Origin of the sequence: Novosphingobium sp. KN65.2 (genome assembly GCF_001368935.1) — a bacterium.
In the GTDB taxonomy this organism is placed as follows: domain Bacteria; phylum Pseudomonadota; class Alphaproteobacteria; order Sphingomonadales; family Sphingomonadaceae; genus Novosphingobium; species Novosphingobium mathurense.
The window spans coordinates 54,463-81,089 of sequence record NZ_CCBH010000141.1 but is presented as its reverse complement, the minus strand read 5'-3'; the positions used below and the strand labels follow the sequence as shown (position 1 = coordinate 81,089).

24 protein-coding genes are annotated in these 26,627 nt (G+C 63.7%); 17 read left to right on the top strand and 7 right to left on the bottom strand.

Annotated features, from left to right (window positions below):
• The first annotated feature begins 42 nt into the window (after positions 1–42).
• From SPHV1_RS07380 to SPHV1_RS07365, 4 genes are all read left to right on the top strand, one after another.
• Positions 43–1,461 (top strand): FGGY-family carbohydrate kinase, encoded by a 1,419-nt coding sequence (locus SPHV1_RS07380; RefSeq protein WP_054945381.1) that lies wholly within the window; start codon positions 43–45, stop codon positions 1,459–1,461.
• Entirely contained in the window at positions 1,458–2,621 is a 1,164-nt protein-coding gene (gene lldD, locus SPHV1_RS07375; RefSeq protein ID WP_054945380.1) for an FMN-dependent L-lactate dehydrogenase LldD, read from the top strand. The genes SPHV1_RS07380 and lldD overlap by 4 nt, the downstream gene beginning before the upstream one ends.
• Entirely contained in the window at positions 2,621–3,748 is a 1,128-nt protein-coding gene (rhaT, locus tag SPHV1_RS07370; RefSeq protein ID WP_054945379.1) for an L-rhamnose/proton symporter RhaT, read from the top strand. The genes lldD and rhaT overlap by 1 nt, the downstream gene beginning before the upstream one ends.
• Before the next feature lie 88 nt (positions 3,749–3,836).
• On the top strand, positions 3,837–4,622 hold the full coding sequence (locus SPHV1_RS07365) for a DeoR/GlpR family DNA-binding transcription regulator (protein WP_054945378.1): 786 nt from the start codon (positions 3,837–3,839) through the stop codon (positions 4,620–4,622).
• A gap of 40 nt (positions 4,623–4,662) precedes the next feature.
• Here the strand turns inward: SPHV1_RS07365 and arsB are convergent, their stop codons facing one another.
• Genes arsB through SPHV1_RS07345 form a run of 4 tightly spaced genes read right to left on the bottom strand, consistent with a single transcriptional unit; the run spans position 4,663 to position 7,056 of the window.
• Positions 4,663–5,733: an ACR3 family arsenite efflux transporter gene (gene arsB, locus SPHV1_RS07360; RefSeq protein ID WP_054945377.1), complete on the bottom strand. Its 1,071-nt coding sequence runs from the start codon at positions 5,731–5,733 to the stop codon at positions 4,663–4,665.
• Positions 5,730–6,230, bottom strand: a complete 501-nt coding sequence (locus SPHV1_RS07355) for an arsenate reductase ArsC (protein WP_054945376.1) — start codon at positions 6,228–6,230, stop codon at positions 5,730–5,732. Before SPHV1_RS07355 ends, arsB begins: the two co-directional genes overlap by 4 nt.
• A gap of 8 nt (positions 6,231–6,238) precedes the next feature.
• Complete coding sequence (locus SPHV1_RS07350) at positions 6,239–6,718, bottom strand: ArsI/CadI family heavy metal resistance metalloenzyme (RefSeq protein WP_054945375.1); 480 nt, start codon at positions 6,716–6,718, stop codon at positions 6,239–6,241.
• Positions 6,718–7,056: a helix-turn-helix transcriptional regulator gene (locus SPHV1_RS07345; protein ID WP_054945426.1), complete on the bottom strand. Its 339-nt coding sequence runs from the start codon at positions 7,054–7,056 to the stop codon at positions 6,718–6,720. The genes SPHV1_RS07350 and SPHV1_RS07345 overlap by 1 nt, the downstream gene beginning before the upstream one ends.
• Positions 7,057–7,260: 204 nt before the next feature.
• Between SPHV1_RS07345 and SPHV1_RS07340 the strand changes: the two genes are divergently transcribed.
• The 10 genes from SPHV1_RS07340 to SPHV1_RS07295 all read left to right on the top strand — a co-directional run bounded on the left by SPHV1_RS07340 (position 7,261) and on the right by SPHV1_RS07295 (position 18,193).
• On the top strand, positions 7,261–7,842 hold the full coding sequence (locus SPHV1_RS07340; protein ID WP_054945374.1) for an OsmC family protein: 582 nt from the start codon (positions 7,261–7,263) through the stop codon (positions 7,840–7,842).
• Between the two features lie 189 nt (positions 7,843–8,031).
• Entirely contained in the window at positions 8,032–9,237 is a 1,206-nt protein-coding gene (locus SPHV1_RS07335) for an NAD(P)/FAD-dependent oxidoreductase (protein ID WP_197277679.1), read from the top strand.
• A 55-nt stretch (positions 9,238–9,292) separates the two neighbouring features.
• Positions 9,293–10,459, top strand: coding sequence for an NAD(P)/FAD-dependent oxidoreductase (locus tag SPHV1_RS07330; protein ID WP_054945373.1), 1,167 nt, complete (start codon positions 9,293–9,295; stop codon positions 10,457–10,459).
• A gap of 86 nt (positions 10,460–10,545) precedes the next feature.
• The gene (locus tag SPHV1_RS07325; RefSeq protein WP_054945372.1) at positions 10,546–10,902 is read left to right on the top strand and encodes a group 1 truncated hemoglobin; all 357 of its coding nucleotides are present in this window, start codon (positions 10,546–10,548) and stop codon (positions 10,900–10,902) included.
• Positions 10,903–10,906: 4 nt separating this feature from the next.
• Positions 10,907–11,956 (top strand): adenylate/guanylate cyclase domain-containing protein, encoded by a 1,050-nt coding sequence (locus tag SPHV1_RS07320; protein WP_054945371.1) that lies wholly within the window; start codon positions 10,907–10,909, stop codon positions 11,954–11,956.
• 1 nt (position 11,957) lies between these two features.
• A complete protein-coding gene (locus SPHV1_RS07315) occupies positions 11,958–13,838 on the top strand; it encodes an ATP-binding protein (protein WP_231634570.1) in 1,881 nt (626 codons plus the stop codon).
• Positions 13,831–14,541 (top strand): response regulator, encoded by a 711-nt coding sequence (locus SPHV1_RS07310; RefSeq protein WP_054945370.1) that lies wholly within the window; start codon positions 13,831–13,833, stop codon positions 14,539–14,541. Before SPHV1_RS07315 ends, SPHV1_RS07310 begins: the two co-directional genes overlap by 8 nt.
• A gap of 107 nt (positions 14,542–14,648) precedes the next feature.
• Complete coding sequence (locus SPHV1_RS07305) at positions 14,649–16,166, top strand: pyridoxal-phosphate dependent enzyme (RefSeq protein WP_054945369.1); 1,518 nt, start codon at positions 14,649–14,651, stop codon at positions 16,164–16,166.
• The gene (locus SPHV1_RS07300) at positions 16,163–17,614 is read left to right on the top strand and encodes a pyridoxal-dependent decarboxylase (RefSeq protein WP_156367280.1); all 1,452 of its coding nucleotides are present in this window, start codon (positions 16,163–16,165) and stop codon (positions 17,612–17,614) included. The genes SPHV1_RS07305 and SPHV1_RS07300 overlap by 4 nt, the downstream gene beginning before the upstream one ends.
• A 357-nt stretch (positions 17,615–17,971) precedes the next feature.
• Positions 17,972–18,193, top strand: a complete 222-nt coding sequence (locus SPHV1_RS07295; RefSeq protein WP_054945367.1) for a hypothetical protein — start codon at positions 17,972–17,974, stop codon at positions 18,191–18,193.
• Between the two features lie 16 nt (positions 18,194–18,209).
• Here SPHV1_RS07295 and SPHV1_RS07290 read toward each other — a convergent pair whose 3' ends face one another.
• Entirely contained in the window at positions 18,210–19,043 is an 834-nt protein-coding gene (locus SPHV1_RS07290) for a hypothetical protein (protein ID WP_156367279.1), read from the bottom strand.
• Positions 19,044–19,278: 235 nt separating this feature from the next.
• On the opposite strand from SPHV1_RS07290, the gene SPHV1_RS07285 reads away from it, so the two are divergent.
• Entirely contained in the window at positions 19,279–20,418 is a 1,140-nt protein-coding gene (locus tag SPHV1_RS07285) for a transferrin-binding protein-like solute binding protein (protein ID WP_054945365.1), read from the top strand.
• A 1-nt stretch (position 20,419) separates the two neighbouring features.
• Positions 20,420–21,790 carry a surface lipoprotein assembly modifier gene (locus SPHV1_RS07280; RefSeq protein WP_054945364.1) on the top strand — a complete coding sequence of 457 codons (1,371 nt, stop codon included), beginning with the start codon at positions 20,420–20,422 and terminating at the stop codon, positions 21,788–21,790.
• Between the two features lie 9 nt (positions 21,791–21,799).
• Here SPHV1_RS07280 and SPHV1_RS07275 read toward each other — a convergent pair whose 3' ends face one another.
• Together SPHV1_RS07275 and SPHV1_RS07270 are read right to left on the bottom strand one after the other, a co-directional pair.
• Positions 21,800–24,082 (bottom strand): NADP-dependent malic enzyme, encoded by a 2,283-nt coding sequence (locus tag SPHV1_RS07275; protein ID WP_054945363.1) that lies wholly within the window; start codon positions 24,080–24,082, stop codon positions 21,800–21,802.
• A gap of 169 nt (positions 24,083–24,251) precedes the next feature.
• Entirely contained in the window at positions 24,252–25,271 is a 1,020-nt protein-coding gene (locus SPHV1_RS07270) for an endonuclease/exonuclease/phosphatase family protein (protein WP_369817877.1), read from the bottom strand.
• Between the two features lie 160 nt (positions 25,272–25,431).
• On the opposite strand from SPHV1_RS07270, the gene SPHV1_RS07265 reads away from it, so the two are divergent.
• Positions 25,432–26,625 (top strand): hypothetical protein, encoded by a 1,194-nt coding sequence (locus tag SPHV1_RS07265; protein WP_054945361.1) that lies wholly within the window; start codon positions 25,432–25,434, stop codon positions 26,623–26,625.
• The last annotated feature ends 2 nt before the right edge of the window (positions 26,626–26,627 follow it).

Here is a 26,627-nt window from a genome sequence, read left to right as displayed (position 1 = left end):
AGTAAACGATCATATTCAATCATTCAGCTCGCAAGGGAGAGCATGTCAGGTACCGGTTCCTATATCGTCGTCGACATCGGCAAGACGCTCAGCAAGGTCACCTTGTGGACGAAGCAGGGACGAATGCTGGATCGGCAGGTTCGACCCAATGCCCCTTGTGAGGAAGCCGGCTTGCGCCGCCTGGATGTCGCCGGGATAGGAGCTTGGCTCAAGACTACGCTCAAGGCATTCGCCGCTCACCCCGTCGAGGCGATCGTCCCGGTTGCCCATGGCGCCGGCTTCGTCGCGCTGGGTAGCGAAGGAGCGCTGTTCCCGCCGCTCGACTACGAGCAGCCGATCCCGCAGGACGTGATGGCCGATTACCGCCGCGAACGCGATGCCTTTGCGCGGACCGGGAGCCCTGCACTGCCGGACGGCCTCAACCTGGGGGCGCAGGTCTATTGGATGTCACGCCTCTATCCGGAAGAAATGGAAAGCGCGACACTTGTGCCCTGGGCGCAGTACTGGGCCTGGTTCCTGACGGGCAAGGCGGTCAGCGAAGTCACGAGCCTTGGCTGCCATACCGACTTGTGGTGCCCAGCGGACGCGCGTTTCGCACCCATGGCCGAACGTCTGGGTTGGGCCGACCGATTTGCCCCCGTGGTCAAGGCCAGCGAAGTCATCGGGCCGCTGCGCCCCGATCTTGCTGCGGAAACCGGTCTGGCTCCGGGCATTCAGGTCCATGCGGGACTGCACGATTCCAACGCCGCCCTGCTCGCCGCCCGCGGTTTCCCGGAGATTGCGCGTCAGGAAGCCACGATCCTGTCGACCGGCACCTGGTTCGTCGCCATGCGCATTGCCGCCGAAACAGTGTCCATTGCCTCGCTGTCGGAAGATCGCGACACACTGGTCAATGTCGATGCCTATGGCTGGCCGGTACCATCTGCGCGATTCATGGGCGGACGCGAGATCGAAACCGTCATCCAGCTCGATACGCGCCGGGTGGATATCAAGCCCGATCAGCCCAGGCTCATGGAAGCCGTGCCCGCACTGCTCGAACGCGGGACGGTCATGATGCCGACGCTGGCGCCAGGTTTCGGCCCCTTCCCGGACGGCAAGGCCTGCTGGATCAACGCCCCGGTCGAATGGGCGGGCACCTGGTATGCGCGCCGCGCCGCCATCTGCCTCTACGCAGCCCTCGTGGCCGATACTTCGCTTGACCTGATCGGCTCCAAGAACCGCCTTCTGGTCGAAGGCCGCTTTGCCGAAGCGGAAGTCTTCGTGCGGGCCCTGGCAGCACTGCGGCCCGAGACCGAAGTTTTCATCGCCAATGCGCACAACGATGTCTCGTTCGGGGCCCTGCGCCTGATCAATCCCCTGCTCAAGCCGGCTGCGGGCCTGCGCCGGGTTGAACCGCTAGAGGGAGACCTCCAAGCGTATCAGAACAAATGGCGCGAAGCAGTGGCAAGGGTTCAAGCATGATCGTCGCATCGGTTCCCGACTTTCGCGAGGCAGCGAGACGGCGCCTGCCCCGCTTCCTGTTCGAGTACATTGACGGCGGCTCCTATGCCGAAGCGACCCTGCGCCGCAATGTCGAGGATCTGGCCGGGCTCGCCCTTCGCCAGCGCGTCCTGCGCGATGTTTCGCAGCTCGATCTGTCGACCGAGCTGTTCGGCCAGAAACTGGCCCTTCCGCTTGCCCTTGCGCCAATCGGCCTTGCCGGCCTGAACGCCCGGCGCGGGGAATGCCAGGCCGTCCGTGCGGCTGAAAAGGCCGGGGTTCCCTTCACGCTTTCGACCGTCGGTGCCTGCCCACTGGGCGAAGTCGCCGGTGCCGCCAGCAAGCCGTTCTGGTTCCAGCTCTACATGATCCGTGACCGTGCGTTCATGAAGGACCTGTTGGCGCAAGCTGTCGAGGCAGGCTGTTCCGCGCTGGTCTTCACCGTCGACATGCCGGTGCCGGGCAGCCGCTATCGCGACTATCATACCGGCCTTGCCGGCGCATCGGGCCTCAAGGGAGCCGCATGGCGCGCAGCTCAGGCCTTGGCCCGACCGGGCTGGGCCTGGGACGTCGGCCTTTGGGGCCGTCCGCATACCCTCGGCAATGTCGCCCCCGTCCTGCAGGGCAGGACCGGGATCGAGGACTTCTTCGCCTGGATGCGCAACAACTTCGATCCATCGATCAACTGGCGCGATCTCGACTTCATTCGCTCCGAGTGGAAGGGTCCGCTGATCATCAAGGGCATTCTCGATCCCGAGGATGCGCGCGAGGCTGCGGAGCTGGGGGCAGACGGGATCGTCGTTTCCAACCATGGCGGCCGCCAGCTCGACGGCGTGCTCTCAAGCGCGCGCGCCTTGCCCCCCATCGCAGAGGCCGTGGGCGATCGCCTGACCGTGCTTGCGGACGGCGGCATTCGCTCCGGCCTCGATGTCGTGCGCATGTTGGCGCTGGGTGCGGAGGGCGTACTGCTCGGGCGCGCATGGGCCTGGGCCCTCGCCGCAGGGGGAGAGGCGGGGATCACCAGGATGCTGGCCTTGATCGAGGCCGAAATGCGGGTCGCCATGGCGCTGACCGGAACGACAAGAATCGCAGAGATCGACAGCAACGTTCTCGCGCGAATGAGCGGAAAGGATCGAATTTGATGGGAGGCAACCCGGCGCTTGGCGTCCTGTTCCACTGGCTGGGCGGCTTCGCCTCCGCCAGCTTCTATGTCCCCTACAAGCGTATCAAGCTCTGGTCCTGGGAAGTCTTCTGGTTGGCAGGCGGGATCTTCTCTTGGGCTGTAGCGCCGTGGCTTTTCGCGTCGCTGCGCACCAACGACCTCTTCGCGGTGCTGGTCCAGACCCCGGGCAAGACGCTCTGGTGGTGCTGGTTCTGGGGCGCAATGTGGGGCTTCGGGGGCCTGACCTTCGGCCTGACCATGCGCTATCTCGGGCTTTCGCTGGGTATGGCGGTTGCACTGGGACTGACCACCGTGATCGGAACGATGGGACCGCCCATCTTCCACGGAACCCTGGGTGAGATCGCCTCGCGCACCAGCGGGCAGCTGACCCTGCTGGGCATCCTCGTCACGCTGGTCGGCATCGTCGTCGTCGCACGCGCAGGCCACAAGAAGGACGCGGAACTGGGCGGAGAAGCGAGCGAGGGCGTTGCCGAGTTCGACTTGCGCAAGGGCCTGCTGATCGCCGTCTTTTCCGGCGTGATGTCGGGCTGCTTCGCGTGGGGTCTCGACGCCGGGCAACCCATTCGCGAACTGACGCTTGCAGCCGGAACCGATCCGCTCAACCAGGGTCTTCCCGTTCTTTGCGTTGTCCTTGCAGGCGGGCTCACCACCAATGCCATCTGGTGCTCCATCCTCATTCGCCGCAATCGCAGCTTTGGACAATACTTCGGCGCAGTCGCCGATCCCGGCGCGATTGCCGACCCGGGTGCAGGAACCCCGCATGACGCCCATCGCGCCAAGGCGGCCAAGGTGCCGCTACTGCTGAACTACCTTCTGGCCGCACTCGGTGGCACGCTGTGGTATTTCCAGTTCTTCTTCTACACCATGGGCGAGAGCCAGATGGGACGTTACGGGTTCTCATCCTGGACGCTGCACATGGCTTCGATCATTCTCTTCTCCACTCTCTGGGGCTTCGCTCTCAAGGAATGGAAAGGCGCGAGCGTTCGCACCCGCACGATGGTCTGGCTGGGTATCGGACTGCTGGTCGGCTCCACGGTCATCATCGGCCTCGGCAATATGCTGGACGCGAACGCGGCGGCACACTGACGGTTGCGGAGCGGGGCGCGCAGCATGTAACGGACCTTGCGGACTGAGCCTCGAACAGGTCCGCTGGGGGCAAGGGCAGGGAAACACGATGCATTCGGCTGAACGCGAAAGACTCATTCTCGATGCCATAGGCGCGACCGGGTTTGTGACCTATCGCGAGCTGGAGTCCTGCCTCGATGCATCGCCCGCCACGATCCGTCGCGATCTGACGCGCCTCGAGGAAGAAGGCCGCATCGTTCGGGTTCACGGCGGCGCGAAGCTGCCCGACGCCGAAAGCGAGACAGATGCGGATCGCCTGTCGGGTACGCCGTTCGATCAATCGATTTCGCTCAACTTGCCGCAAAAGCAGGCCATTGGGCGTGCAGCGGCAGACCTGTGCGCGAACGGCGAAGGAATCATGATCGACGGCGGCACGACAACGCTGCAGATGTGCCCATACCTCGACGGCAAGGACGCGCAGGTCCTCACCAATTCATTGCACATCGTCAATGCGCTGCTGCCGCAGGCCGGTACACGGGTCCTCCTGCCTTCAGGCACGGTGTTCAGGGAGCAGAACATCGTGCTCGCTCCTGCAGGCGAAGATTCCATGCCGCGCTTCTATGCGCCCAAGCTGTTCATGGGCGCAGCCTCGGTTGGACCTCAGGGCGTGATGCAGGCCGACGTCATCCTCGTTGCGGCCGAGCGGCGCCTGATCGACCGCGCCGAGCAGGTGATCCTGATGGTCGACAGCTCAAAATTCCGCTCATCTTCGGGCGCCATCGTCTGCGGCCTGGACGAAGTGGATGTGTTAATTACCGATCCCGGTATTCCTGAGGAGATGCGCGCCATTCTCGACAAGCAGGGCGTGCACCTGATCATCGCACCGTTGGATTGAAGGACACAACCGACCAAGCCCCTGATTGCGGGAACCGGAGCTATCCTGCTGCGAAGCTCCCCCGGGTCCGGTTGGCGATCGCCACCAGCGACAGCATGACCGGGACTTCAACCAGCACGCCCACGACCGTGGCGAGAGCCGCTCCACTGCCAAGACCGAACAGCCCGATGGCAACGGCGACGGCAAGTTCGAAGAAATTGGAGGTTCCGATCAGCGCGCAGGGCGCCGCCACGGCATAAGGCACTTTCCAAGCCTTTGCCGCGCCATAGGCAATGAAGAAGATCCCATAGCTCTGGATCACGATAGGCGTTGCGATCAGGGCGATCAGCAAGGGCCGGGACAGGATTGTCTGCGCCTGAAAGCCAAACAGGAGCAGGACGGTCAAGAGCAGCCCCAGGATCGAAAGCGGCTTCAGTCGTCCGGTGAACGCGCTGACAGCACCTTCATCGCCGCCATGCGTTGCCAACAGCCGACGGCGAACCCAGGCCCCGGCGGCGAGCGGCACAACGACATAGAGCGCTACGGAGAGCAAAAGTGTGTTCCATGGCACGACGATGTCGGTCACGCCCAGCAGCAGCGCGACGATCGGCGCGAAGGCCACGATCATGACAAGATCGTTCACCGCAACCTGTACCAGTGTGTAAGCCGGGTCGCCCTTGGTCAGTTGCGACCACACGAAAACCATCGCCGTGCATGGCGCTGCGCCGAGCAGGATCAGGCCGGCAATGTATTGCTGCGCATCGCTTGGCTGAAGAAATCGGGCAAACACGAATTGGAAGAACAGCACACCCAGCGCCGCCATGCTGAAAGGCTTGATCAACCAATTGACGGCAAGGGTGATGATCAGGCCCTTGGGCTTGTCTCCGACATGGCGCACGGCTGAGAAGTCCACCGCAACCATCATCGGAAAGATCATTGCCCAGATCAGGACGGCAACGACGAGATTGACCGAGGCGTATTCGATCGAGGCCAGCGCAGCGAACATCGCCGGTGCCATGTTGCCCAGCAGTATGCCGGCAAGGATCGCCCCGCCCACCCAGACGGAGAGCCATTTCTCGAACAGGCCCAACCCCGCCGCGCGGGCATCTGCTTCCATTATGCTTGCACTCATTTGTGATCGGCCTCCCGACCGATGGCATGAAGGGTTTCGTGAAGGGCCACCTTTTCCAGGCTTGCGATAGGCAATGCGAGCAACAGCTCGATGCGCCGCTTGAGCATGCGGTAGGCATCGAGGAATGCCGCGGCCTTTTCGGCATCGTGTCCTTCCACGGCAGCCGGGTCGGGGATGCCCCAGTGCGCCGTTATCGGCCTGCCGGGCCAGACCGGGCAGCTTTCTGCGGCAGCATTGTCGCAAACGGTGAAGACCAGATCGAATTCGGGCCCGTCGATGAACTCGTTCCAGCTCTTGGAGCGATAGCCCTCGACCGGATAACCCAGCGTCTCCAACGTGTGGATGGCCCAGGGATTGACGGTGCCGACCGGTTGGCTGCCGGCACTATAGGCCCGGAAGTGCTCCTTTCCTTCTTGATTGAGGATGGCCTCGGCCAGGATCGAGCGCGCCGAATTGCCGGTGCACAGGAAAAGTACGTTGAGTGGGGTGTGGCTCATGGCAGCCTCTAGCAGCAGGATGTGGAGGTGGCAGGTGCGGCGACCGCTTGCGGCACGCAGCAGGCGCTACGGTCCGCACTGCCGGACACGAGCCGGTCCAGATCGGGAGAACCGCCATAGGTCGTGCTCTCGCCCTCGGTCAGGAAGGCTTCCCAGACAACGCCATCGGGATCGGCAATCCAGCTCTTTTCCGATCTTGCATAGCAGCAGGTCGTCGCGCCTTCATCGAGGACGGGGCCATCTGCCGCCTCAAGCCGACTCTGGACCTCGGCAAGTTCCGCACGGTCCCCGACCTGCACGCCGACATGCTCGATCCCCCTGGCTGCACCCTCGCGATGCGAAATGGCGAAGTTGACGCAAGGATCCTCGAGCATCCATTTCGCGTAGTCCGGCTTCACCACTGTCGGCGCGCTGCCGAAGAGCCTGCTGTAAAACGCGATCGAGCGATCGATGTCGCTTACGCCGACATGCACGTGAAAACGCTTCATCAGGCCGTCCTCCTCTTCGCTTCGGTATTGCAGGCTGCGTCCTCGCCACAGGGGATACCGCCGCAGCAGTTCTCCGTGAGGTAATCCATCAGCCCGTTCATCGCCGAATAGTCTGCCGAATAGATGATCGAGCGGCTTTCGCGCCGTTGGCTGACGAGCCCGGCATTGGCCAGTTGGGCCAGGTGAAAGCTCATCGAGGATGCCGGAACTTCAAGCTTGTCCGCGAGCACGCCGGCGGCGATTCCTTCCTCTCCGGCCTGCACCAGCAATCGGAAGGCGGCAAGGCGATGTTCCTGCGCCAAGGCAGAAAGTGCGCGGATCACGACTTCGGCGTGCACTGCATTCTCCGATGATTCGATAACTATGGAAATATCGAATTCTTCACCCTGAGGCAAGGACGAAACAATTGAAACGCGAACGCCCGTTTCGCGGCATCGGATTGAAACAGCCCAACCGCAATCTTGTCTGCATGCCACGAACGACACGCGTTCGCCGGCACAAGTTCACTGCACAACAGGCACTTCAGACAAGGACTTTTGATCATGACCACTGCCACTCTCGAAAAGCCCGCCAAGGTCGCCATGAACGGCGTCGACGTTCCCGCATTCCTTGCCACGCTCGGCGCCGTCGATGGCCAGCGCGAACTCGCCAGGTTCACCTTCCGCGCCGAAGGCAACTGGATTGCCGGCACCCACAGCCAGGCCCGCATGGGCAATTTCCACGGCGCCGGCGGCGAACAGCCGCGTGACTGCGGGCACATGATCGACGGCGATCACCCCGCCGTTCTGTGCGGCAAGGATCAGGGCGCAACGCCGGTGGAAATGCTGTTGGCCGCTCTCTCGGCCTGCATCACCGCCGGCATCGGCAACATCGCCTCGATCCGCCAGGTCAGGCTGGAATCGGTTGAAACCAGGGTTGAGGGCGACATCGACCTGCTCGGCATTCTCGGCCTCGACAACACCGTGCGCAACGGCTTCGAAGGCATCAGCATCCAGGTGCGCATCAAGGGCGATGCCGGTGCCGAAGATCTGGAGAAGATCGTCCACCAGTCGGTCGCGCGCTCTGCCGTATTCGACGTCCTGACCAACGGCGTACCGGTCACCGTAACGGCACAGGCCGACTGACGCGCCACACCGACCCCCCGCTCTCCCGAGCGTTCCCCTGCCCCGTCGGCCTGTGCCGGCGGGGCTTTTCTGCTCATCGCCTCCCGCATCTTTGCGCTGAAACGATTGAAACAAATTGCCCGGCCTGGCGGCACAGGACTGATACCTGCCGTGCATAGGCTTGCTTGCGAACCCAAGGAGTAAGCTTCCATGCCTCGCAACATCGACAGCCTTGTCATTGGCGCCGGACAGGCCGGCCTCGCCATGAGCCGCTGCCTTGCCGAGCGCGGTATCGATCACGAAGTCATCGAACGCGGCCGCATCGGAGAGCGCTGGCGCTCGCAGCGCTGGCCTTCGCTGCGCCTGCTTACGCCGGGCTGGATGACACGGCTTCCTGGCGCCCAGCTCGCCCGGGAAAGCGACGGATTTCTCACTTCGGCGGACCTTGTGAAGCGCCTGCAAGGCTATGCCAGCGACTTCGCCGCTCCCGTCACCGAGAATTGCGAAATCCTCGCCGTCGAACGCATGGCGGACAGGTTTCGCGTCGCCACCTCGCGCGGCACGCGGATTGCACGCACCGTCATCATCGCGACGGGTGCCTGCGATCGCCCTCGCCTTCCTTTCTGGGCAGGCAAGCTCTCGCTCGCGATCCACCAGGTCACACCGAGTAGCTATCTGACCCCAGACCTCCTGCCCGACGGCGGCGTTCTGGTCGTCGGCGCATCTGCGACGGGCGTCCAGCTCGCACGCGAGATCCGCCGCCACGGTCGAGATGTTACGCTTGCCGTTGGCCGCCATGTCCGCGCGCCGCGACGCTATCGCGGGCGGGATCTATTCCACTGGCTCGATGGCAGCGGCTTTCTGGCCGAGCCACGCCCCAGCGGAGCCGACAATGCCGCCCTGCTGCGTCAGCCTTCGCTGCAACTCGTAGGCGATCCCACCGGCGGCGATATCGACCTCCCCGCACTTGCCCGCGAAGGCATCCGGCTTGTCGGACGTGTCACCGATGCGCAGGGCCTGCAGGTCCAGTTGGCCAACGATCTGGCCGAACAGTGTCGAGCGGCCGAAGAGCGCCGCCACGTCCTGCTTCGCGCGATTGATGCGCACATCGAACGCGCAGGCCTTCGCGCTGCCTGCGATCCCGCAGCATGGCGCGCACCGATGGAACCGGGCGCCGTGCCGAAATGCCTCGACCTGCGCGCCGAGGGGATCACCAGCGTGCTCTTCGCCACCGGCTATGCGCGCCATTACCCCTGGCTCCACCTTCCGGTCACCGACACCTGCGGTGAGCTGATCCAGCACGGCGGCATCACTCCGATACCGGCCTCTATGCCCTGGGCCTGCCGTTCATGCGCCACCGCGCTTCTGCCTTCATCGATGGCGTTGGCCGCGATGCACAGGCGCTTGCCCCGATAATCGCCGCGCAGCTTGGCGCTGCACGTCCGATAGCCGTCTGATGAGGAGAACCACCATGAACACGCCCACCTGGAACCATGAACGCTATGACGCCGTCGTCGTCGGCGCCCGCCCCGCAGGCGCCGCCACCGCCATGCTGCTCGCACGCGGCGGTGCGCGGGTATTGATGGTCGACCGCAGCCCCTTGGGCAGCGACACGCTTTCGACCCACGCCCTGATGCGCGGCGCCGTGATGCAGCTGGCGAGCTGGGGGCTTGAGGGCGACCTGCTGGCCTGCGGCACGCCGGGGATCGAACGCACCAGTTTCCACTATGGCCAGAATCGGGTCGACATCGATATCCGCCCCGCTTTCGGGACCGACTGCCTCTATGCCCCGCGCCGCACGGTACTCGACCGCGTGATCGCGGATGCCGCAGAAGTTTCCGGGGTGGAACGCCGCTATGGTCTCGATTGCATGGGCGTGATCCGCAAGCATGCGCAAGGGCCTGTAAGCGGCGTCATCCTGCGCGATACGCGCGGGGCGCATTACCGCGTCGAGGCGGACATCGTCATCGGTGCCGACGGGCGCCAGTCGCGCATCGCGCGCGAGGTGGATGCGCGATACCTCGTGCGCATGCATCAGGCGTCCATGTCGATCTACGGCTATTTCACCGGGATGCCGAATGACGGCTTCCGTTGGTATTGGGGTGAGCAGGCTGCCGCCGGCGCGATCCCGACGAACAATGGCGCGAGCTGCGTCTTCCTCTCGCTTCCGCGCGATCGCCTCGGCGATTTCCGCAAGGCACTTCACCCGTCCCGTTTCCTGCAGCTGATGCAGCAGGCGTTCCCGGAACTGGGCACGCAGCTCTCCCAAGCGGTGCGCAAAGGCCGCCTTGTCGGGTTTCCCGGCCAGCCCGGATACATGCGCGAATGCGCCGGTCCGGGCTGGGCCCTCGTCGGCGATGCAGGCTGGTTCAAGGACCCACTCACCGCCCATGGGATCACCGATGCCCTGCGCGACGCGCAGATCCTGGCCGATGCCGTGCTGGCCGGAACCCCTTGCAGCTATGCCACTACCCGCGATGGCCTGAGCCACGGCATGCTCGAAATCTCCGACCGCATCGGCTCGTTCGACTGGGATCTCGAAGGCATCGCAGTGCTTCACGAGCAGCTCAACCGCGAGATGAAGGCCAATCAGAACTGGATTGCGGACAATCTCATGCGCTGCGCAGTTCCGGCATGATAAAGACAATAATTATGCAAGAAAGCTTGCAAGAATCGGAATTCAGGGCGCAAAGTCCCCGGACAGTTGCGACGGGGGGTGTTGCAATGGAAAGATCGCTTTTTGAAAAGTACGGCGGCTTCGCGGTCATCAGCCGTATTGTCATGGATCTCTACGACCGCCTGCTCGAAGACGACGACGTCGGACCTTTCTTCGAGAACGTCGATCTGCCACGGATCGTCGACCATCAGACGCAGTTCGTGTCCGCACTGATGGGCGGCCCCGCCTCGTTCACCGACGAGCAGATCAGGCGCCTGCACGAACGGCTCGACATCAACGATGCGCATTTCGACCAGCTCAAGGTCCTGCTAGCCGAGACCCTGAGCGATCACGGCGTCGCTGCGGAGGATATCGAAACCGTGGCGCAGGCTTTCGAGCAGCGGCGCGGCCTGGTCGTGGGATAGCGGCATGTCGATAGAAGCCATCAACGAACAGCTGCTGCGCGCCATCGGGGTCGGCGTTGCCTTGCTCGACCTTCGCGAACTGCGCTTCCGCTTCTTCAACGACACCTTCCGCGAATGGTTCGGCGACATCGAGATCGGCCAGCAATTGACCGACCTCTTCCCCGAGTTCGACGTTGCCGCCATGCGCGAGGCCTTCAAGGACAGTCGTCGCTTCACCACCGAGGCCAGCTTCCGTCTGCGCCGCCGCACGATGACGATTGCCGTGACCATCGACAGCGCCGAGGAAGGCGGCGAGCCGATTGCGGTCCTGGTGTGCCAGAACATCTCGCGCATCAAGGAACTGGAAGCGATGATCGATTCCTATTCCATGATGGTCGAGCGCAACACGCGCGAGATCAAGCGCGAGAAAGAGCAGGTCGAAAAGCTCCTGCTCAACATGATGCCGCGCTCGGTCTACGAGGAATACAAGAGCTTCGGCGTCGTCACCCCGCGTCTTTACGAAGATGTCGCCGTTTTGTGCCTCGACTTCGCGGGCTTTTCCGAATTCGTCGTCGAGAACGATGCTGGCGTTGTCGTCAGCGAGCTCAACGACATCTACACCGCCTTCGACCGCATCGGCGACCAGTTCGGGTGCGAGCGGATCAAGACCGTGGGCGACACCTACATTACGGTGGCCGGGATGCCCGATCCGGCAGAGGCAGCGTCGGGTTCGATCGCCCATGCTGCCGTACGCTTCGTGCGCTACCTGGAGCAGCGCAACCGCAGCCATCCGATGCAATGGCGCTGCCGCGTTGGCGTGTCGCAAGGTGCGGTGATCGGCTCCGTCGTCGGGGTACAGAAGTACATCTACGATGTGTTCGGTCCCGCCGTCATCGAGGCTAGCCAATTGCGCCAGCTGGCCCAGCCCATGCACATCGTCGGCACCCGGGCCTTCATCCAGGCCCTGCCCGATCCCTATTCCAGCGAGCCCGTCGGCACGCTCGATCTCGGCGGCAAGGAACCGGAGGAAGTGTTTGCCCTGACCGGCCGCCTGGATGCAGCGGAAGGGGCCTGAGATGGCCCAGGCTGTGCATGACGTGGACAGCCGCCGCCTCATCGGCGAGGTCATCGACGCCCTGCCCGATGGCCTGGCAATCTTCGACGACGGCGCAAGGCTGGTGCAGGCCAACCGGCGCTTTCGCGAACTCAATCCACTCGTCGCCGAACTGGTCGAACCCGGGCTCGACTGGGGCCTGCTGCTGTTCGAGATGGCCGCACGCGGCGCCATCTCGGCCCGGTCGCGCGAAGCGCTCGAAAGCATGGAAATGCGTCTCGGAGACGACGAGCGCGCGCAGCCCCCGCTCGAACTGGAAACGAGGCAGGGCATGATCCACGCCCTGACCATGCGCCAGACCGCGACCGGCGGCTTCGTCCTGACCCAGAGCGACATTACCGAGGCCCGGCAACGCGAAGAAAGCGACCGCGAGGCCGACGCCCTGCTTCGCGAAGTGCTCGAAGCATGTCCGGCCAATCTCGTGATGGCGCGGATCGGCGACGGGCAGATCATCTATCGCACTCCCGCCGCCCGCGAGCTGCTCGGTTCCGGCCGCGATTTCGGCGCGCACTTCGCCTCACGCGGGCAGCGGGCGGATTTCATCACCGCGCTCTTGCCGGAAGGCCGGGTCGACGAGATGCGCGTCGATGCCTTGCGCCCGGATGGCGATCCGTTTCCCTGCCTCGCCTCGGCCCGTCTTATCGATTATCGCGGTGAGGACGTCGTACTCTACTCGATGGTCGACATCAGCAAGGAAGCCGCCTTGCGCAAGACCCTGTCCGAACAGCGTGAACGGATATTCCAGGCAGAGAAGATGTCGGCGCTGGGCGAATTGCTGGCGGGCGTCGCCCACGAACTCAACAACCCGCTCTCCGTTGTCGTCGGCCACGCCCTCATGATGCGCGAAGAGGCCAGCGATCCCGACACGATCCGCCGGATCGAAAAGATCGGCTCTGCAGCGGAGCGCTGCACCGGAATCGTCAAATCGTTCCTCGCCATGGCCCGCCGCCAGAACCTGAAAGTCGAGGCGATCGATTTTGCCACGGCGATACGCGATGCGATCGACACGCTCGAACAGGGCACAGGTGCACTGACCGCGAAAGTCGAACTGGACGTCGCTCCGGACTTACCGCCGCTTCAGGGCGACGCCGGCCAGATCCGGCAGGTGTTCATGAACCTCGTCGCCAATGCCGACCAGGCGATCCGTGACGGCGGCGGCAGTCGCATCACGATACGGGCTCGCGAGGAACCCGGAGGCGCGTCCTTGACCATCGACGTCATCGACGACGGGCCGGGAATCTCTACAGACGCCGCCAAGCGCGTTTTCGAACCGCTCTTCACGACCAAGGCCCCGGGACAGGGCACCGGCATCGGTCTTGCCTTTTGCCACCGCGTCGTCAACGCGCATGGCGGCACCATTGCCCTCATGCCCGCAAGCAAGGGCGCCCACTTTCGCATCACCCTCCCACTGGCCGAGCCGGAGTCGGAAAGCCCGCACGAAGTGGAACGTCCCGAACCCGTCGCCGCCACCGGCAGGGTTCTGGTCATCGACGACGAAAAGGACGTCAGCGACCTCATCCGCGAGATCCTGCGCAAGGAGGGCTTTCAGGTCGACAGTGCCGCCAGTGCCGAAAGGGGCCTCGCGCTTGCCCGTTCCGGCAGCTATCGCCTCATCCTCACGGATCTGAACATGCCCGGCATGGGCGGACGCGGACTGTTCGAAACGCTGTCGGGCGAACGCCCCGAGATCGCCGAACGAGTCGCCTTCATCACCGGCGACACGATGAGCCCGGAAGTGCGCGCCTTCCTCGATCGCGCCAATCGGCCCTACCTGGAAAAGCCGGTCGCCCCGCGCGACTTGCGGGGTCTCGTCACGACAATGCTGAAGGCCAATCATGGCTGACGCGCCGCTGATATACGTCTGCGACGATGAGGCGGACCTTCGCGACATGGTTGCCGAATACCTTGCGCGCCACGGTCTGGAGGTGGCGCAAGCCGCTTGCGGCGATGACCTGCGCGCCCTGATCGCCGGGCGTCGGCCCGACCTCATCCTGCTCGACATCAACATGCCGGGCGAGGACGGCCTCTCGGTCCTGCGCGGCCTGCAGGCCGACGACGCGCCGCACGTGATCATGTTGACGGCTGCGGGCGAGACGGTGGACCGCATCGTCGGGCTGGAAATGGGCGCGGACGATTATCTCGGCAAACCCGTCGATCTTCGCGAACTGGTCGCACGCGTAAGGGCAGTGTTGCGACGCAAGGGACCTGCGGATCATTCCCAGGAAGAGGCCGGGGGAGAAAACCGCTTCCCCTTCGGCAAGTGCACGCTCGATCTCGACGCCGCCAAGCTCTTCGATGGCGATGGCCACGCGCTCCCGCTCACGGCGATGGAATTCAATCTCCTCAAGCTCTTTGCCCGCAACAAGGGCCGCGTTCTCAACCGCGACCAGATCCTCGAAGGTGCGCACGATCGCGCCTGGGAACCCTTCGATCGCAGCATCGACATCCGCATCTCGCGCATTCGCAAGAAGATCGAGTCGAACCCGGAGAAACCGGCCGTGATCCGCACCGTGCGCGGCATCGGCTACATCTACGATCCCGGCTGAAACAATCGAAACAATCGAACCGCCCCTGCGCAATCGGATTGATACGCAGCGGCGCGAATGTCTCTTCCAAGCCCGGCGGCGATCGCCGGCGAGAGGAGATTTCCGCGATGAACAAGCCGCATTTTGCATCGACTGCCGGCACCTGCGGTGTCCGCAACTCGATCCTCGAACTGATCGGCAACACGCCCACGCTGCTGGCTGAACGGCTGTCACCGCCGGGGCGCGAGATCTACCTCAAGCTTGAGGCGTTCAATCCGATGGGTTCGGTCAAGGACCGGCTGGCGCTCGGCCTGATCGAAGCGGCCGAGCGCGACGGAACGCTGAAGCCCGGCCAGACCGTAGTCGAAGCCACCAGCGGCAATACCGGTATCGGCCTTGCCCTCGTCTGTGCACGCAAGGGTTATCCGCTTGTCATAGTCATGGCCGAGAGCTTCAGTGTCGAACGGCGCAAGATCCTGCGCTACCTCGGCGCGAAAGTCGTGCTGACCCCCGCGGCGCAAAAAGGCACCGGAATGCTCGCCAAGGCGCGCGAACTGGCCGAGACGCATGGCTGGTTCCTGCCCCGGCAGTTCGAGAACGAGGCCAATGCCGAAGTCCATGCCCGCACGACCGCGCGGGAGATCCTGGCAGACTTTGCCGCCGCCCCGCTCGATGCCTTCGTCAGCGGCGTCGGCACGGGCGGCACGCTTGCAGGCGTTGCCCGTGCGCTTAAGGCTCAAAGCCCGGCAACGCTGATCGTCGGGTGCGAGCCGGACAATGCCCCCCTCCTGTCATCGGGTCTCATACAGGACTATGCGGCGGACGGCAGCCCGGCTTCAAGCCATCCCCGCTTCCGGCCACACCTGATGCAAGGCTGGATGCCCGATTTCATCCCGCACATAACCGCGCAGGCTTTCGAGGCCGGACTGGTCGACCGCGTCATGCCGGTCGGCGGGCAGGAAGCGCTCGACTGGTCGCGGCGACTGGCGCGCGAGGAAGGCGTATTCTGCGGAATTTCCAGCGGGGCGACCTTCGCAGCGGCCTATCGACTGGCCGAGACCATGCCGGAAGGATCGCGCATTCTGGCGATGATCCCGGACACCGGCGAGCGCTACATGACGACCCCGCTCTTTGCCGGGATCGAGGAGGCCATGAACGCAGAGGAACTGGCGATCTCAACCTCCTCGCCCAATTTCCGCTTCGACCGGCCCGCTTCGCCCGCGCCTGCGCCAATGCAGGCCGAGCCCGCCGACAGCGAAGCGCTTGCCCATGTCGATGGGATTGTCGGTGACTTCACGCAGCCGGTCGTCATGTTCGCGCTGCAATGGTGCGAATTCTGCTGGTCGGCCCGCGAGCTTTTCGACGCCTTGGGCGTACCCTACCGCACGGTCGACCTAGACGGCGGCGAATATGCCGATGCCGACTGGGCCGGGCGCATCCGCCGCGCGCTTGCACAGCGCACCGGTGCGCCGACCATCCCGCAAGTCTACATCGGCGGCAGGCATGTCGGCGGCGCGACCGAACTGTTCGACGCGCATAACAGCGGCGCTTTGACCGGAATGCTGGCCAAGCTGGGTATCGAGGCCCGGGACGGGGCGATCGGCGATGCCTATTCGCTGCTTCCCCAGTGGATGCAGCCGCGATGAACGCGCCCCTCCAGCCTACTTCGCTGCAAGACGTTCTCGCTTTCGCAGCACACCACGCCGTGACCTCTCGGAGCGAAGGCGGTGACTTGCATCCAGCAGCTGGCGTCGAACAGCTGCGCGCGCTGTTCGACATTCCGCTCGACACAACCCCGCGCGATGCCGTCGCGGTTCTGGCAGAGCTGGTCGAAGCTGCGAAGCCGGGCCTGAGCGCGACCACGGCCCCGGGCTTCCTGTCCTGGGTAATCGGCGGTTCGCATCCGGCCGGCGTGGCTGCCGACTGGCTGACGTCTGCCTGGGGGCAGAACGCGGCAATCTACCAATGCGCACCGTCGGCCGCCGTGGCCGAAGAAGTCGCATCGAAGTGGCTGCTGGAACTGCTCGCCCTGCCATCCGACTGTTCGGTCGGCTTCACGACCGGGGCAACCATGGCAGCCTTCACCTGCCTATCCACGGCCCGCCTGGCCATCTTCGACCGGCTCGGCATCAGGATCGAGGAATGCGGCCTTGCCGGAGCGCCTCCGATGGAAATCTTCATTGGCGAAGATGCCCATGTCACCAATTTCGCGGCCTTGCGCTATCTCGGCTTCGGCAGCGACCATATCCGCCGTATCGCCTGCAACGATGCCGGCACATTCGAGCTTCCCGCCCTCGCCAGTGCGATGGAAGACAGCACGGCGGCAGCGAAGATCGTGATCGGCCAGGCAGGGCAGATGATCAGCGGCGCCTTCGACGATCTCACCGCCCTTTCGCGGCTTTGCCGGGAGCACCGCGCCTGGCTTCACGTCGATGGCGCCTTCGGCATGTGGGTCCGCGCCAGCGAGCGTCTGCGCTATCTGGCGCAGGGCGCCGAGCTTGCCGATTCATGGTCGGTCGACGGGCACAAGTGGCTGCAGCTTCCCTATGACTGCGGTTTTGCGATCACCCGCCATGCGCAATACCACCGCCGCGCCATGACCATGGACGCCAGCTACCTGACGCGGGATGAGCGCGACGGACGCCATCCCAGCGATTACGTCCCTGAACTCTCGCGCCGGGCGCGCGGCTTTCCGGCATGGGTGATGATGCAGGTGCTGGGCCGTGACGGCGTTGGCCAGATGGTCGAGCGCCACTGCGCGGCCGCCTCCGCGCTCGCAGCCCGGATCGCAGGGATCGACGGGGTCGAGCTTTGCCACGAGGCCACGATCAACCAGCTGGCCCTGCGCTTTACCGGCCTCGACGATGCCCAGGGCGATGCCCTTACCAGGACAATGACCGACCGCCTCAATGCCACCGGTCGCCATTTCCTGAAAACCGCACTGTGGCGGGGCCGCACGATCATGCGGGTTTCGATCATGGGCCATGAGACCGACGCAGAGGCAGTCGTCGGACTCGCCCGCGACATCGAAGCCCTGTGCCGCGATTATGCCGCCGCCGCAAACGCGCCTTTGCCTGCAACAATTGAAACCTGAAAGCACAGCCTACGACATCGGATCGATACTTGCGCGGCCTAGATATCTCATAACGCAAGTGACGCGGACAAAGAGATAGCCCGATAGCGAGCAAGGCGGTCAGTCCATCAAGCCCGGACCCCGGTCCCGGCCACCAGGACATTGCAACAGGTGCAATACACTGCGCATGGCGCTGCACCTGACCGCATTCGATCCCGCGCCCTATTCCAGGCCCGTCTCTCCGCTCAAGCACAGATCCACGGATGGAGAACGGCCATGAACAGGGACCTACTTACCGCCATAGCCTTATCGGCCGTCCTGATTACGGGAGGCTCATCGGCTGCACATGCTGCCATGCCGCAAACCCCGTGTCCGGAGATGATCCTGGCTATCGACAATGAAGCCGGGGCGGCTTGGATGCACGTCTCGCTCTCAACGCTTGCCGAGCCTTCCCGCGACCGTCTGACGGGCGTCACGGTCAAAGGCGACTGCCTGCTTGCCGATGGCTCCAGTGATGAGAGGCTGCGTCGGGTCAAGCGACCGCGAAAGGTTGAAGTTGACCTGACGCAGACGGAATGGACCGAACTTTTGGTGGATTGAACGGCCCTTGCCTTGCCTAGCCGCGCAACTGGCCCGTCATCGTCGTGCCTTGCGTAAAGCGACCTTGCGATGTCGCCGTGAGGAACAGATCCCCGCCCTTTTCAGCAGCTGCCGGCCCGATATCGCGCAGCAGATGATCGATCACCGCCCGGTCGATTTCGCCTTCCTCGACGATGGCGTTCCGGGTGAAGAGTTCCTGACAGAACAGGTCATCCTCGTGATCGTCGCCGGTCAGGTCACCGATGCGCTCAAGGAGCAGGGGCACAGCTGCCGGCGTGCGTTCAGCATTGAGCGCAGCCATTACCATCAAGCCGTCCAGAATATCCGCCTTGGGTAATGGGACCCCGCGAAAGACGAGAAACAACGGGGTTGCGCCAACCGAATCGTAAAGGACTGAAAAGATGTTGCCTTCAGCCGGAAAGACGTAGCCTTCGAAGACGAGACCCTGGCTGCCCATCCGTACCTGCAGCATCCCATTCGCCATTACGCGGATCATGCCATAGTCGTGAAAGAACTTGTCCTTCATGATGACCGATGGCCGGGTCGTTCGCCAGAAGCCTTCGTAAGTCGCGCCGCGTTGGCCGGTGACACGCCGGGCCTGCTCCAGGAAAGCGGGAGGCAGGACCGCTATATCGCTGGCGAAGCCCTCTTCGGCAATTGATGCGATCGGATCGAGCCCGAGCAGGCGCGCGAATGAGGTGATGTCGCGCTCCCAGTCAGCCATCGTGAAACTGGGCTGGCGTGAGGCAACAAGTCCGGTGATGCGCGAGAGATTGTGATCCGTTGGCCGCACCGCCCCCGATGCCCAACGGCCCACAAGCGACTTGTCGACAGCAAGTGCCGCAGCCACCGCAGCCCTGCTGAGAGACAAGGCCTTGAGAACAAGGCGGAACCTCTCAGAGAAGTGCGTTTTCGCATCCATTGTTAAAGAGTGAACACAGTTTTGCGCGCATTGCAACGGGTTGCATCCCGGCGTGCAACCCGCGCGCCGCGAGAAGCGACTGATCGCAGGTGCCGGTCTCCCATAGCCTCAGCGACTGCCGGAATTCCAAACGGCTGAATCCGGCAGGAAACAGGAGGTCAAGATGACTACGATCTGCAATCGACAATGTCTGGCCGATGGGTTCGGGAAAATCGTCCTGCTGGGCTCGGTCGCCGCCATGGCACTTGGGATTTCTGGCTGCGCCGGTCTCAGCAATTCAGATGAAGGGTTCTTCGGGGAGTGCACGACATGTCCCACGCTCCCGCCCGACGACGACGAAGCCAGCGACGTGGCCCAAGTTGGTGAGGTCATTGCACCGGGCCTTGGCACCGACCCCATCGATCCGACGACCTTCGAGGACCTGCTGGCAGGCGCTGACGGCGACACCGATCAGACGATGAAGCTTCGCCTGGTTCAGTCTGCCCGCTCGCTCTCGCTCGGTGAAGTTTCACAGACTTTTGCCGACCAGGCGACAGACGATGGCGGAGGCCATTTCACCGTCACCATACCCGCGGATCCCGACGCCGAAACGGTCACCACCTTCACGCTGGGCAACGACGCGCTGGGCATCAAGGACGTCGCGTTCAACGAAGACGATTACGAGTCTTCGGTGCGTGAAGTGACCCTGTCGGACGGAAGGAAACTGTCTGTTGCGCTCTTCACCGAAGACCGGAATACGGGTGGAGCGGGTGAGGATCTCGACTGGACCGCCTATGGCACCTGGGGGATCCGTAACGCCACGAATGTTCCGCAAAAGGGGGCGGTGTTCGTGACGGGAATCGAGACGTCCGACAGCCACGTCCCCACCAGCGGCTCCGCAACCTTCAACGGGTTCGTGGAAGGATCGGTAACCGTTCCCAATGGCTCTGCGATAGACACAGCCTCGATCCGCGGCGATGCCACGATCACCGCCAATTTCGCCAACGGCACGATCACCGGTGCGGCGCCCGAGATCATCGCCATTCCCATCAGCACTTTGCCGATCACCGGACCTGTCACCCCCGGCGATCCACAACCATGGAACGGCCTGAGCTTCCAGGGCACCATGACGAGCGGTCTCAACGGCTTTTCGGGTACGACGGTCGTAACCACAGCGCCAACCGGCGCCTATTCGCTGCTCGACAGCGCAGCGGGCTATTTTGCGGGCATGTTCTATGGCCCGGGCGCGGAAGAACTGGGCGCCGTCTGGAACCTCTACGACGGCGTCGGGGCGGCCACCGGCGTCCTTGTCGGGAAGCAATGACATGTCCTTCCGGAGCCCTGATCCGGGCCTCGGCCACTGGTGGCGGCTTGGCTTGCTGGTCCTTGGAGTGGCCAGCGGCGAAGCCGTCGCCAATGAGCCTGAGCCCGTCGCCACGAATGTCGACTCCTCGACCGCAGCCGAAAGCACGCCGGTCGTCGGCCTTGAAGCCCTCATCGAACATCTGCTTCGAGAGGGCAGGACCGAGGAGGCCGCAAAGATCCTCGAGCAAATCGCAATGCACCACCCCCAAAATGTTCGGGTGCGGTTCCTGAACGGCATGGTCGCGCTTTCCCGTCGCGATTACCGCGAAGCGATCGACAGGTTCCGCGCGATCCTGATCGACCACCCCGACGCGGTGCGCGTACGCCTCGAACTGGCCCGCGCCTTCTTTCTCGACAAGGATTACGCCAATGCCGACAGGCAGTTCCGGCTGACGCGTGCCGGCAAGCTGCCGCGCGACGTTCTCGCCAACATCGACGGCTACCTCTTCGCGATCCGCCAGTCGAAGGAATGGTCCTACAGCATCAACGTATCGCTGGCGCCGGACACCAACATCAATGCGGGCCCATCGGAGCGCGAAGTGACGCTTTACGGACTGCCTTTCGAACTCTCCGACGATGCCCGACATCGCAGCGGTATTGGCCTCGCACTGGATGCCGGCGTCGAATGGGCACCGCGCATTTCCGGCAATGGACGCCTTCGCATGGGGCTAAACGGCCAGCGCCGCGAGTATTCCGGGTCACGTTTCGACGACATGACCCTCGCAACCTACATCGGGCCGCGCTTTGTCAGCCGCAAGTGGGACATATCGATCCTGGGAACCGGATTCCAGCGCTGGTACGCAGGATCGGCCTACGCGCGTTCCGCTGGCGCGCGTATCGATGCAACGCACTACCTTGCGCCAACGTTCATGCTCTCGGCCAGTGCCTCGGCGCAGTGGCTGGATCACCAGCGCATTCCGGAAATGAGCGGCCCGATCCTGTCGCTGGGAGTGAGCGCCTTCCATCCGATGAGCTCGACGAGCGCGCTCGCGGCCAAGTTCGGGATCAACCGACAGGATGCCAGATCGTCGGCCTATTCCAACTGGAGCGGCTATGCAGCGCTGGGCTACTATCGCGACCTGCCTGCAGGCTTCTCGATCTATCTCGAACCATCGCTGGCATTCGCCCGCTACGACGAAGCGCTTCCGGCGATCGGCATCAGGCGTTCGGACAGGACGCTATCGGGACAGGTGACCTTGCTTAACCGGCACATCGTCCTGTCACGCTTCACCCCGCGCCTGTCCTACACATTCACGAAGCAGGACAGCAACATGGCGCTCTATCGCTTCACGCGCAGCCGTATCGAAATTGGCCTGACGACGAATTTCTGATCAGGCCGTTCACGATACCTTTGCACGATCTCGATGCATGGCCTCCGACACGGCAATGGTCGTCATGTTGAGGACCGAGCGCGAAGTCATGCTGGGGGTCATCACGTGGATCGGGCGCGAGAGGCCAATCAGCATCGGGCCGACGGTCGGCGAGCTTGACGAGGCGCCGAGCGCAGTGAGCGTGATGTTGGCCGCATCGAGGTTGGGCATGACCAGCAGGTTGGCAGGCCCATCGAAACGGGTGTCAGGCACCAGCTTCTCGCGCAGCGGCTGCGACAGGGCAGCATCGGCATGCATTTCTCCGTCGACTGCAAGGTCGGGCGCCTTGTCGCGCAGCAAGGAGAGCGCGGCCCGCATCTTGCGCGCGCTGGGGCTGTGCGAGGCGCCGAAGTTGGAGTGCGACAGCAGGGCCACGCGCGGTTCCAGACCGAAGTGCCGGATCTCCTGGCTCGCCAGCAAGGTCATCTCCGCGATCTGTTCCGGCGTCGGCTCGGGCACCATGTGGGTGTCGGTGATGAATAGTGCACCGGCATCGAGGATCAGACCCGAAAGCGCATAAACGCGCTGCGCGCCCGGTGCACGGTCGATGATCCGCAACACGTATTCCATCTGGCCCCAGTATTCCGAATTGCCGCCGACAAGGGCGGCATCGACCTGCCCTGTGCACAGGAGCATCGCGGCGGTTACGGTGGGACGGCGGTAGACGTGACGTACGATCTCCGGTGTCGGCACGCCCTTGCGGCCTGCGACTTTCCGGTAGGCTTCGACCAGCGGTTCCATGATCGCATGGTCCGTTTCCGGATCGATCACCTCGACATCGCGATCGAGTTCAAAGCGCAATCCGAGTTCGGGCAGGCGCTGTTCGAGGATGCGGCGGCGGGCGACGATCACCGGACGGGCTATACCGTCATCAAGAACGTCCTGGACTGCGCGCAGGACCCGCTCGTCCTCACCTTCGCCATAGGCGATGCGCGTCTGCGATCCACGTGCCGCCTCGAAGACCGGCATCATGAGCTGCGCGGAGCGCGCATTCTTCTGCGCCAGCGAGCGACGGTAGGCCTCGAGGTCGAGCGGACGACGTGCAACGCCGCTATCCATGGCCGCCTTGGCGACGGCGGGCGCAATCTGGACAATCAGGCGCGGGTCGAAAGGCGTGGGGATGATGTAATCCGGCCCGAAGGCCAGCTTGCGTCCGCCATAGGCTTGCGCGACGCTTTCATGCGCGGGAAGACGGGCCAGCGAAGCGATCGCCTCTGCCGCAGCGACCTTCATCTCCTCGTTGATCGTCGTCGCCCCGACATCCAGCGCTCCACGGAAGATATAGGGGAAGCACAGGACGTTATTGACCTGATTTGGAAAATCCGACCGGCCCGTGGCAATGATCGCATCGGGACGCGCGGCGCGGGCAATGTCGGGCAGGATCTCGGGCTCAGGATTGGCGAGTGCGAAGATGAGGGGCTTGTCAGCCAGCAGGGGCAGCCATTCTGGCTTTAGCACGCCGGGCGCGGACAGGCCGAGGAACACGTTCGCGCCGGGCAAAACCTCCGGCAGGGTACGTGCATCGGTCTGGCGAGCGTAACGCGCCATGTTCGGCAACATGCCTTCGCGCCCTGCGTGAATCACGCCGTCCTTGTCGGTCAGCGTGACGTTCTCCGCGGGCAGTCCCATAGACACCAGCAGGTCAACGCAGGCGAGCGCGGCAGCACCGGCGCCCGACGTCACCAACTTGGCTTCACCCAGGCTCTTGCCCTGCAGCACAAGGGCATTGCGCACCGCGGCAGCCACGACGATGGCCGTGCCGTGCTGGTCGTCGTGAAATACCGGAATGTTCATCCGCTCGCGCAGGGCCGCCTCGATGGCGAAGCACTCCGGGGCCTTGATGTCCTCCAGATTAATGCCGCCGAAGGTGGGTTCGAGCAGCGAGACCGCATCGATGAACCGGTCGGGGTCGGTCGTGTCCACTTCGATGTCGAAGACGTCGATATCGGCGAACTTCTTGAACAGCACCGCCTTGCCTTCCATCACCGGCTTGGAAGCAAGCGCACCGATCGCTCCCAGGCCCAGCACCGCCGTACCGTTGGAGATGACCGCAACGAGATTGCCGCGCGCGGTGTAGTCCGCCGCTTTGTCCGGATCCGCGGCGATTTCCTCGCAAGGTGCCGCCACGCCGGGCGAATAGGCAAGGGCAAGGTCACGCTGGTTGACCATGCGCTTCGTCGGCTCGATCCTCAGCTTTCCCGGCTGCGGGGAAAGGTGGTAATCGAGAGCCGCCTTGCGCAGGTTTTCATCCATGGTGCCTTAGAACTCCGGTTCGCATGTCAAACGGTCCGCGCCTCCTCAGACGAGAGTCGCGCACTTTTCAACCTCGAACCTTGCCTCAGACGCAATTAGTAACGGTTTTTGGCAGGTCGTGCCGCCTGTCGCGCGATGCCTGGCACAATGCGACAGGAATTTGGTAACGTCAGCGAAGCTTGAAGTCGGCGACGAACCCCAGGTGGTCCGACAAAGAGAAACCACCCGCGCCTGCACCGAAGGGAACCTCGACACCGGTCAGATGCAGTTGCGCTCCCTTCCCCGCCCGGAAGTATTCCTTGTCCTTCGCGCGGTCGCGGACGAAGTTGAGATCGGTGTCCGAGGGCGGATCGGCCCGGCCCCAGATCGTCGCTATGGCTTCATGACTTCCGGGAAGAAGACCGCCGCCTTGCGCTGCGGCTGCAAGGCGATCGCTGTCGTGTCCCAGATTGAAGTCGCCCCCGAAAATGACGTCAGATCCCGGATCGACCTTCTCTGCAATGAACTGGCGCAGTGCCCCGATCTGCCAGACATAGGCCTCGTTGGCGCGGTGCGTAGAGACGCCCGATGCGTGGCGGGAATTGAGATGGGTGTCCACGACAGTCACCGGCTTGTCGACGCCGGGAACCTTGATACGTGCCAGCACGACACCTTTGGTTGCAAGGCAGTCATACCCGGCGCAGGCGTCTTGCGGGAAGGCCATCTTGGCTGCCGCGACGATGGGATAATCGGACAGGATGACCAGCCCGCTATCCACCCATTTTCCCTCGCCTTCACCCTTGCCCCAATGGACCCTGGCGCGGAAATCCTGATCGAGCGACGGAGTCGGCACAGCCGATGAATCGCGCGGTTGCGGCCCGGTCACCATGTAGGGATAGCCGCCGATCGCGCCCAGGGCTTTCGCTTCGGGAATGAATGCCTCCTGCAACAGTACGACGTGGGGCTGCTTTCCTTGCGCGCGCAAGTGGTGGAACCGACGACCGATCTCCAGCAAGGCAGAGGAGCGTCCCAAGGCGACCGGCCAGGGCAGGCCCTTCACGTTGTAGGTCATGACGGAAAGTTCGGAAGAAGGTTCGCCAGGGACGGACGCCCCGGTCACAGGCACGACGGCCGCAGGCGCTCCGCCTGCCACATTGACAGCCAATACGCTGAACACCGCCGCCACGGCGGCGAGGCGAAGCATCCTCATCGATCCGGTTCCCAATAGCTCTGCCCCAAGGACGCCACCGGGCCGTCCTCTCCTCAGCTGAGAGGGAAATCTCCCGCGCACTCAGGCCCCAATCCCTATCCGGGGAAAAAAATGTGAAACCTGCCATGTGGATTTTGGAAAGGCGCGGCGTCATTGAACCATGCGCATCGGTTTCCTGTTCAACCACGACCAAATCCATCAGATCGCCCACAGTCTGCCGATCGCGCTGGCGCTCGCCGATGGAGGCTTCGACGGCGAGATCGTCGTCGCCACCACCAATGCTGCGCTGACCCGGGAAGTCATGCGCATCGGCGGAGACCGGATCGGCACCCGGATCGAGCATGTGCAGCTTGAGCCCTGCGCCGCGACGCGCCGTCTCGACACGCTGCTGGGCAAAGTCATTCCTGCCCGGAAGATCCTGATATACAGAGACAACCTGGACTTCTTCCGAAGCCTCGACGTCCTCGTGGTCGCCGAGAAGACCTCGCTCCTGCTCAAGACGCGTTACGGTCTCGATAACCTTGCGATCATCCATACCCGGCACGGCGCAGGCGACCGGGCCATTGGCTTCGACAGGGCCAGTGCGGGCTTCGATCACGTCCTGTGTTCCGGGCGCAAGATCCGCGAGCGCCTGATCCGGGAAGCCCATGTTTCCCCTGACGCCATCACCATCGTGGGCTATCCCAAGTTCGACCTCACCCGCGACAAGAAGCCGCATCGCTTCATGGCGGACACGCAGCGGACCGTGATCTACAACCCCCATCCATCGCCCCACCTGTCCTCGTGGTACAGGCACGGCCACCGCGTCTTCGAACACTTCGTCGACAACGATCGTCTCGGCCTGATCTTCGCGCCGCATGTCATGCTGTTCCAGCGCAGTTTCGTCGTGACGATCGACAAGCTGACCATCGACCGGGCCGGAGAAATCCCGCAGCGCTTCCTTCGCGGCGACAACATCCATGTCGATCTGGGCAGCCGCGCCTCCACCGACATGACCTATACCCTGGGCGCCGACATCTACCTCGGCGATGCCAGCAGCCAGATCTACGAGTTCCTTTTGCGGCCGCGCCCCTGCATCTTCCTCAACTCGCAACGGCACGACTGGATGGGCGATGCCAACTTCCACCACTGGCATGCCGGCGAAGTGATCGTCAGTCCCGACCAGCTTCCGGCAGCCCTTTCTCGCGCCGATGAACTGCACGAAACGCACTATCGCCGGATTCAGGAAGAGATGTTTGCCGAAAGCTTCGACCTGACCAACACGCCTTCCTCGGTCAGGGCCGCCATGGCCATCGTCGACTTCGCACATGGGCGCGAGAAATCCCGGCGCCACCTGTACCTCGTATCGGCCTGATC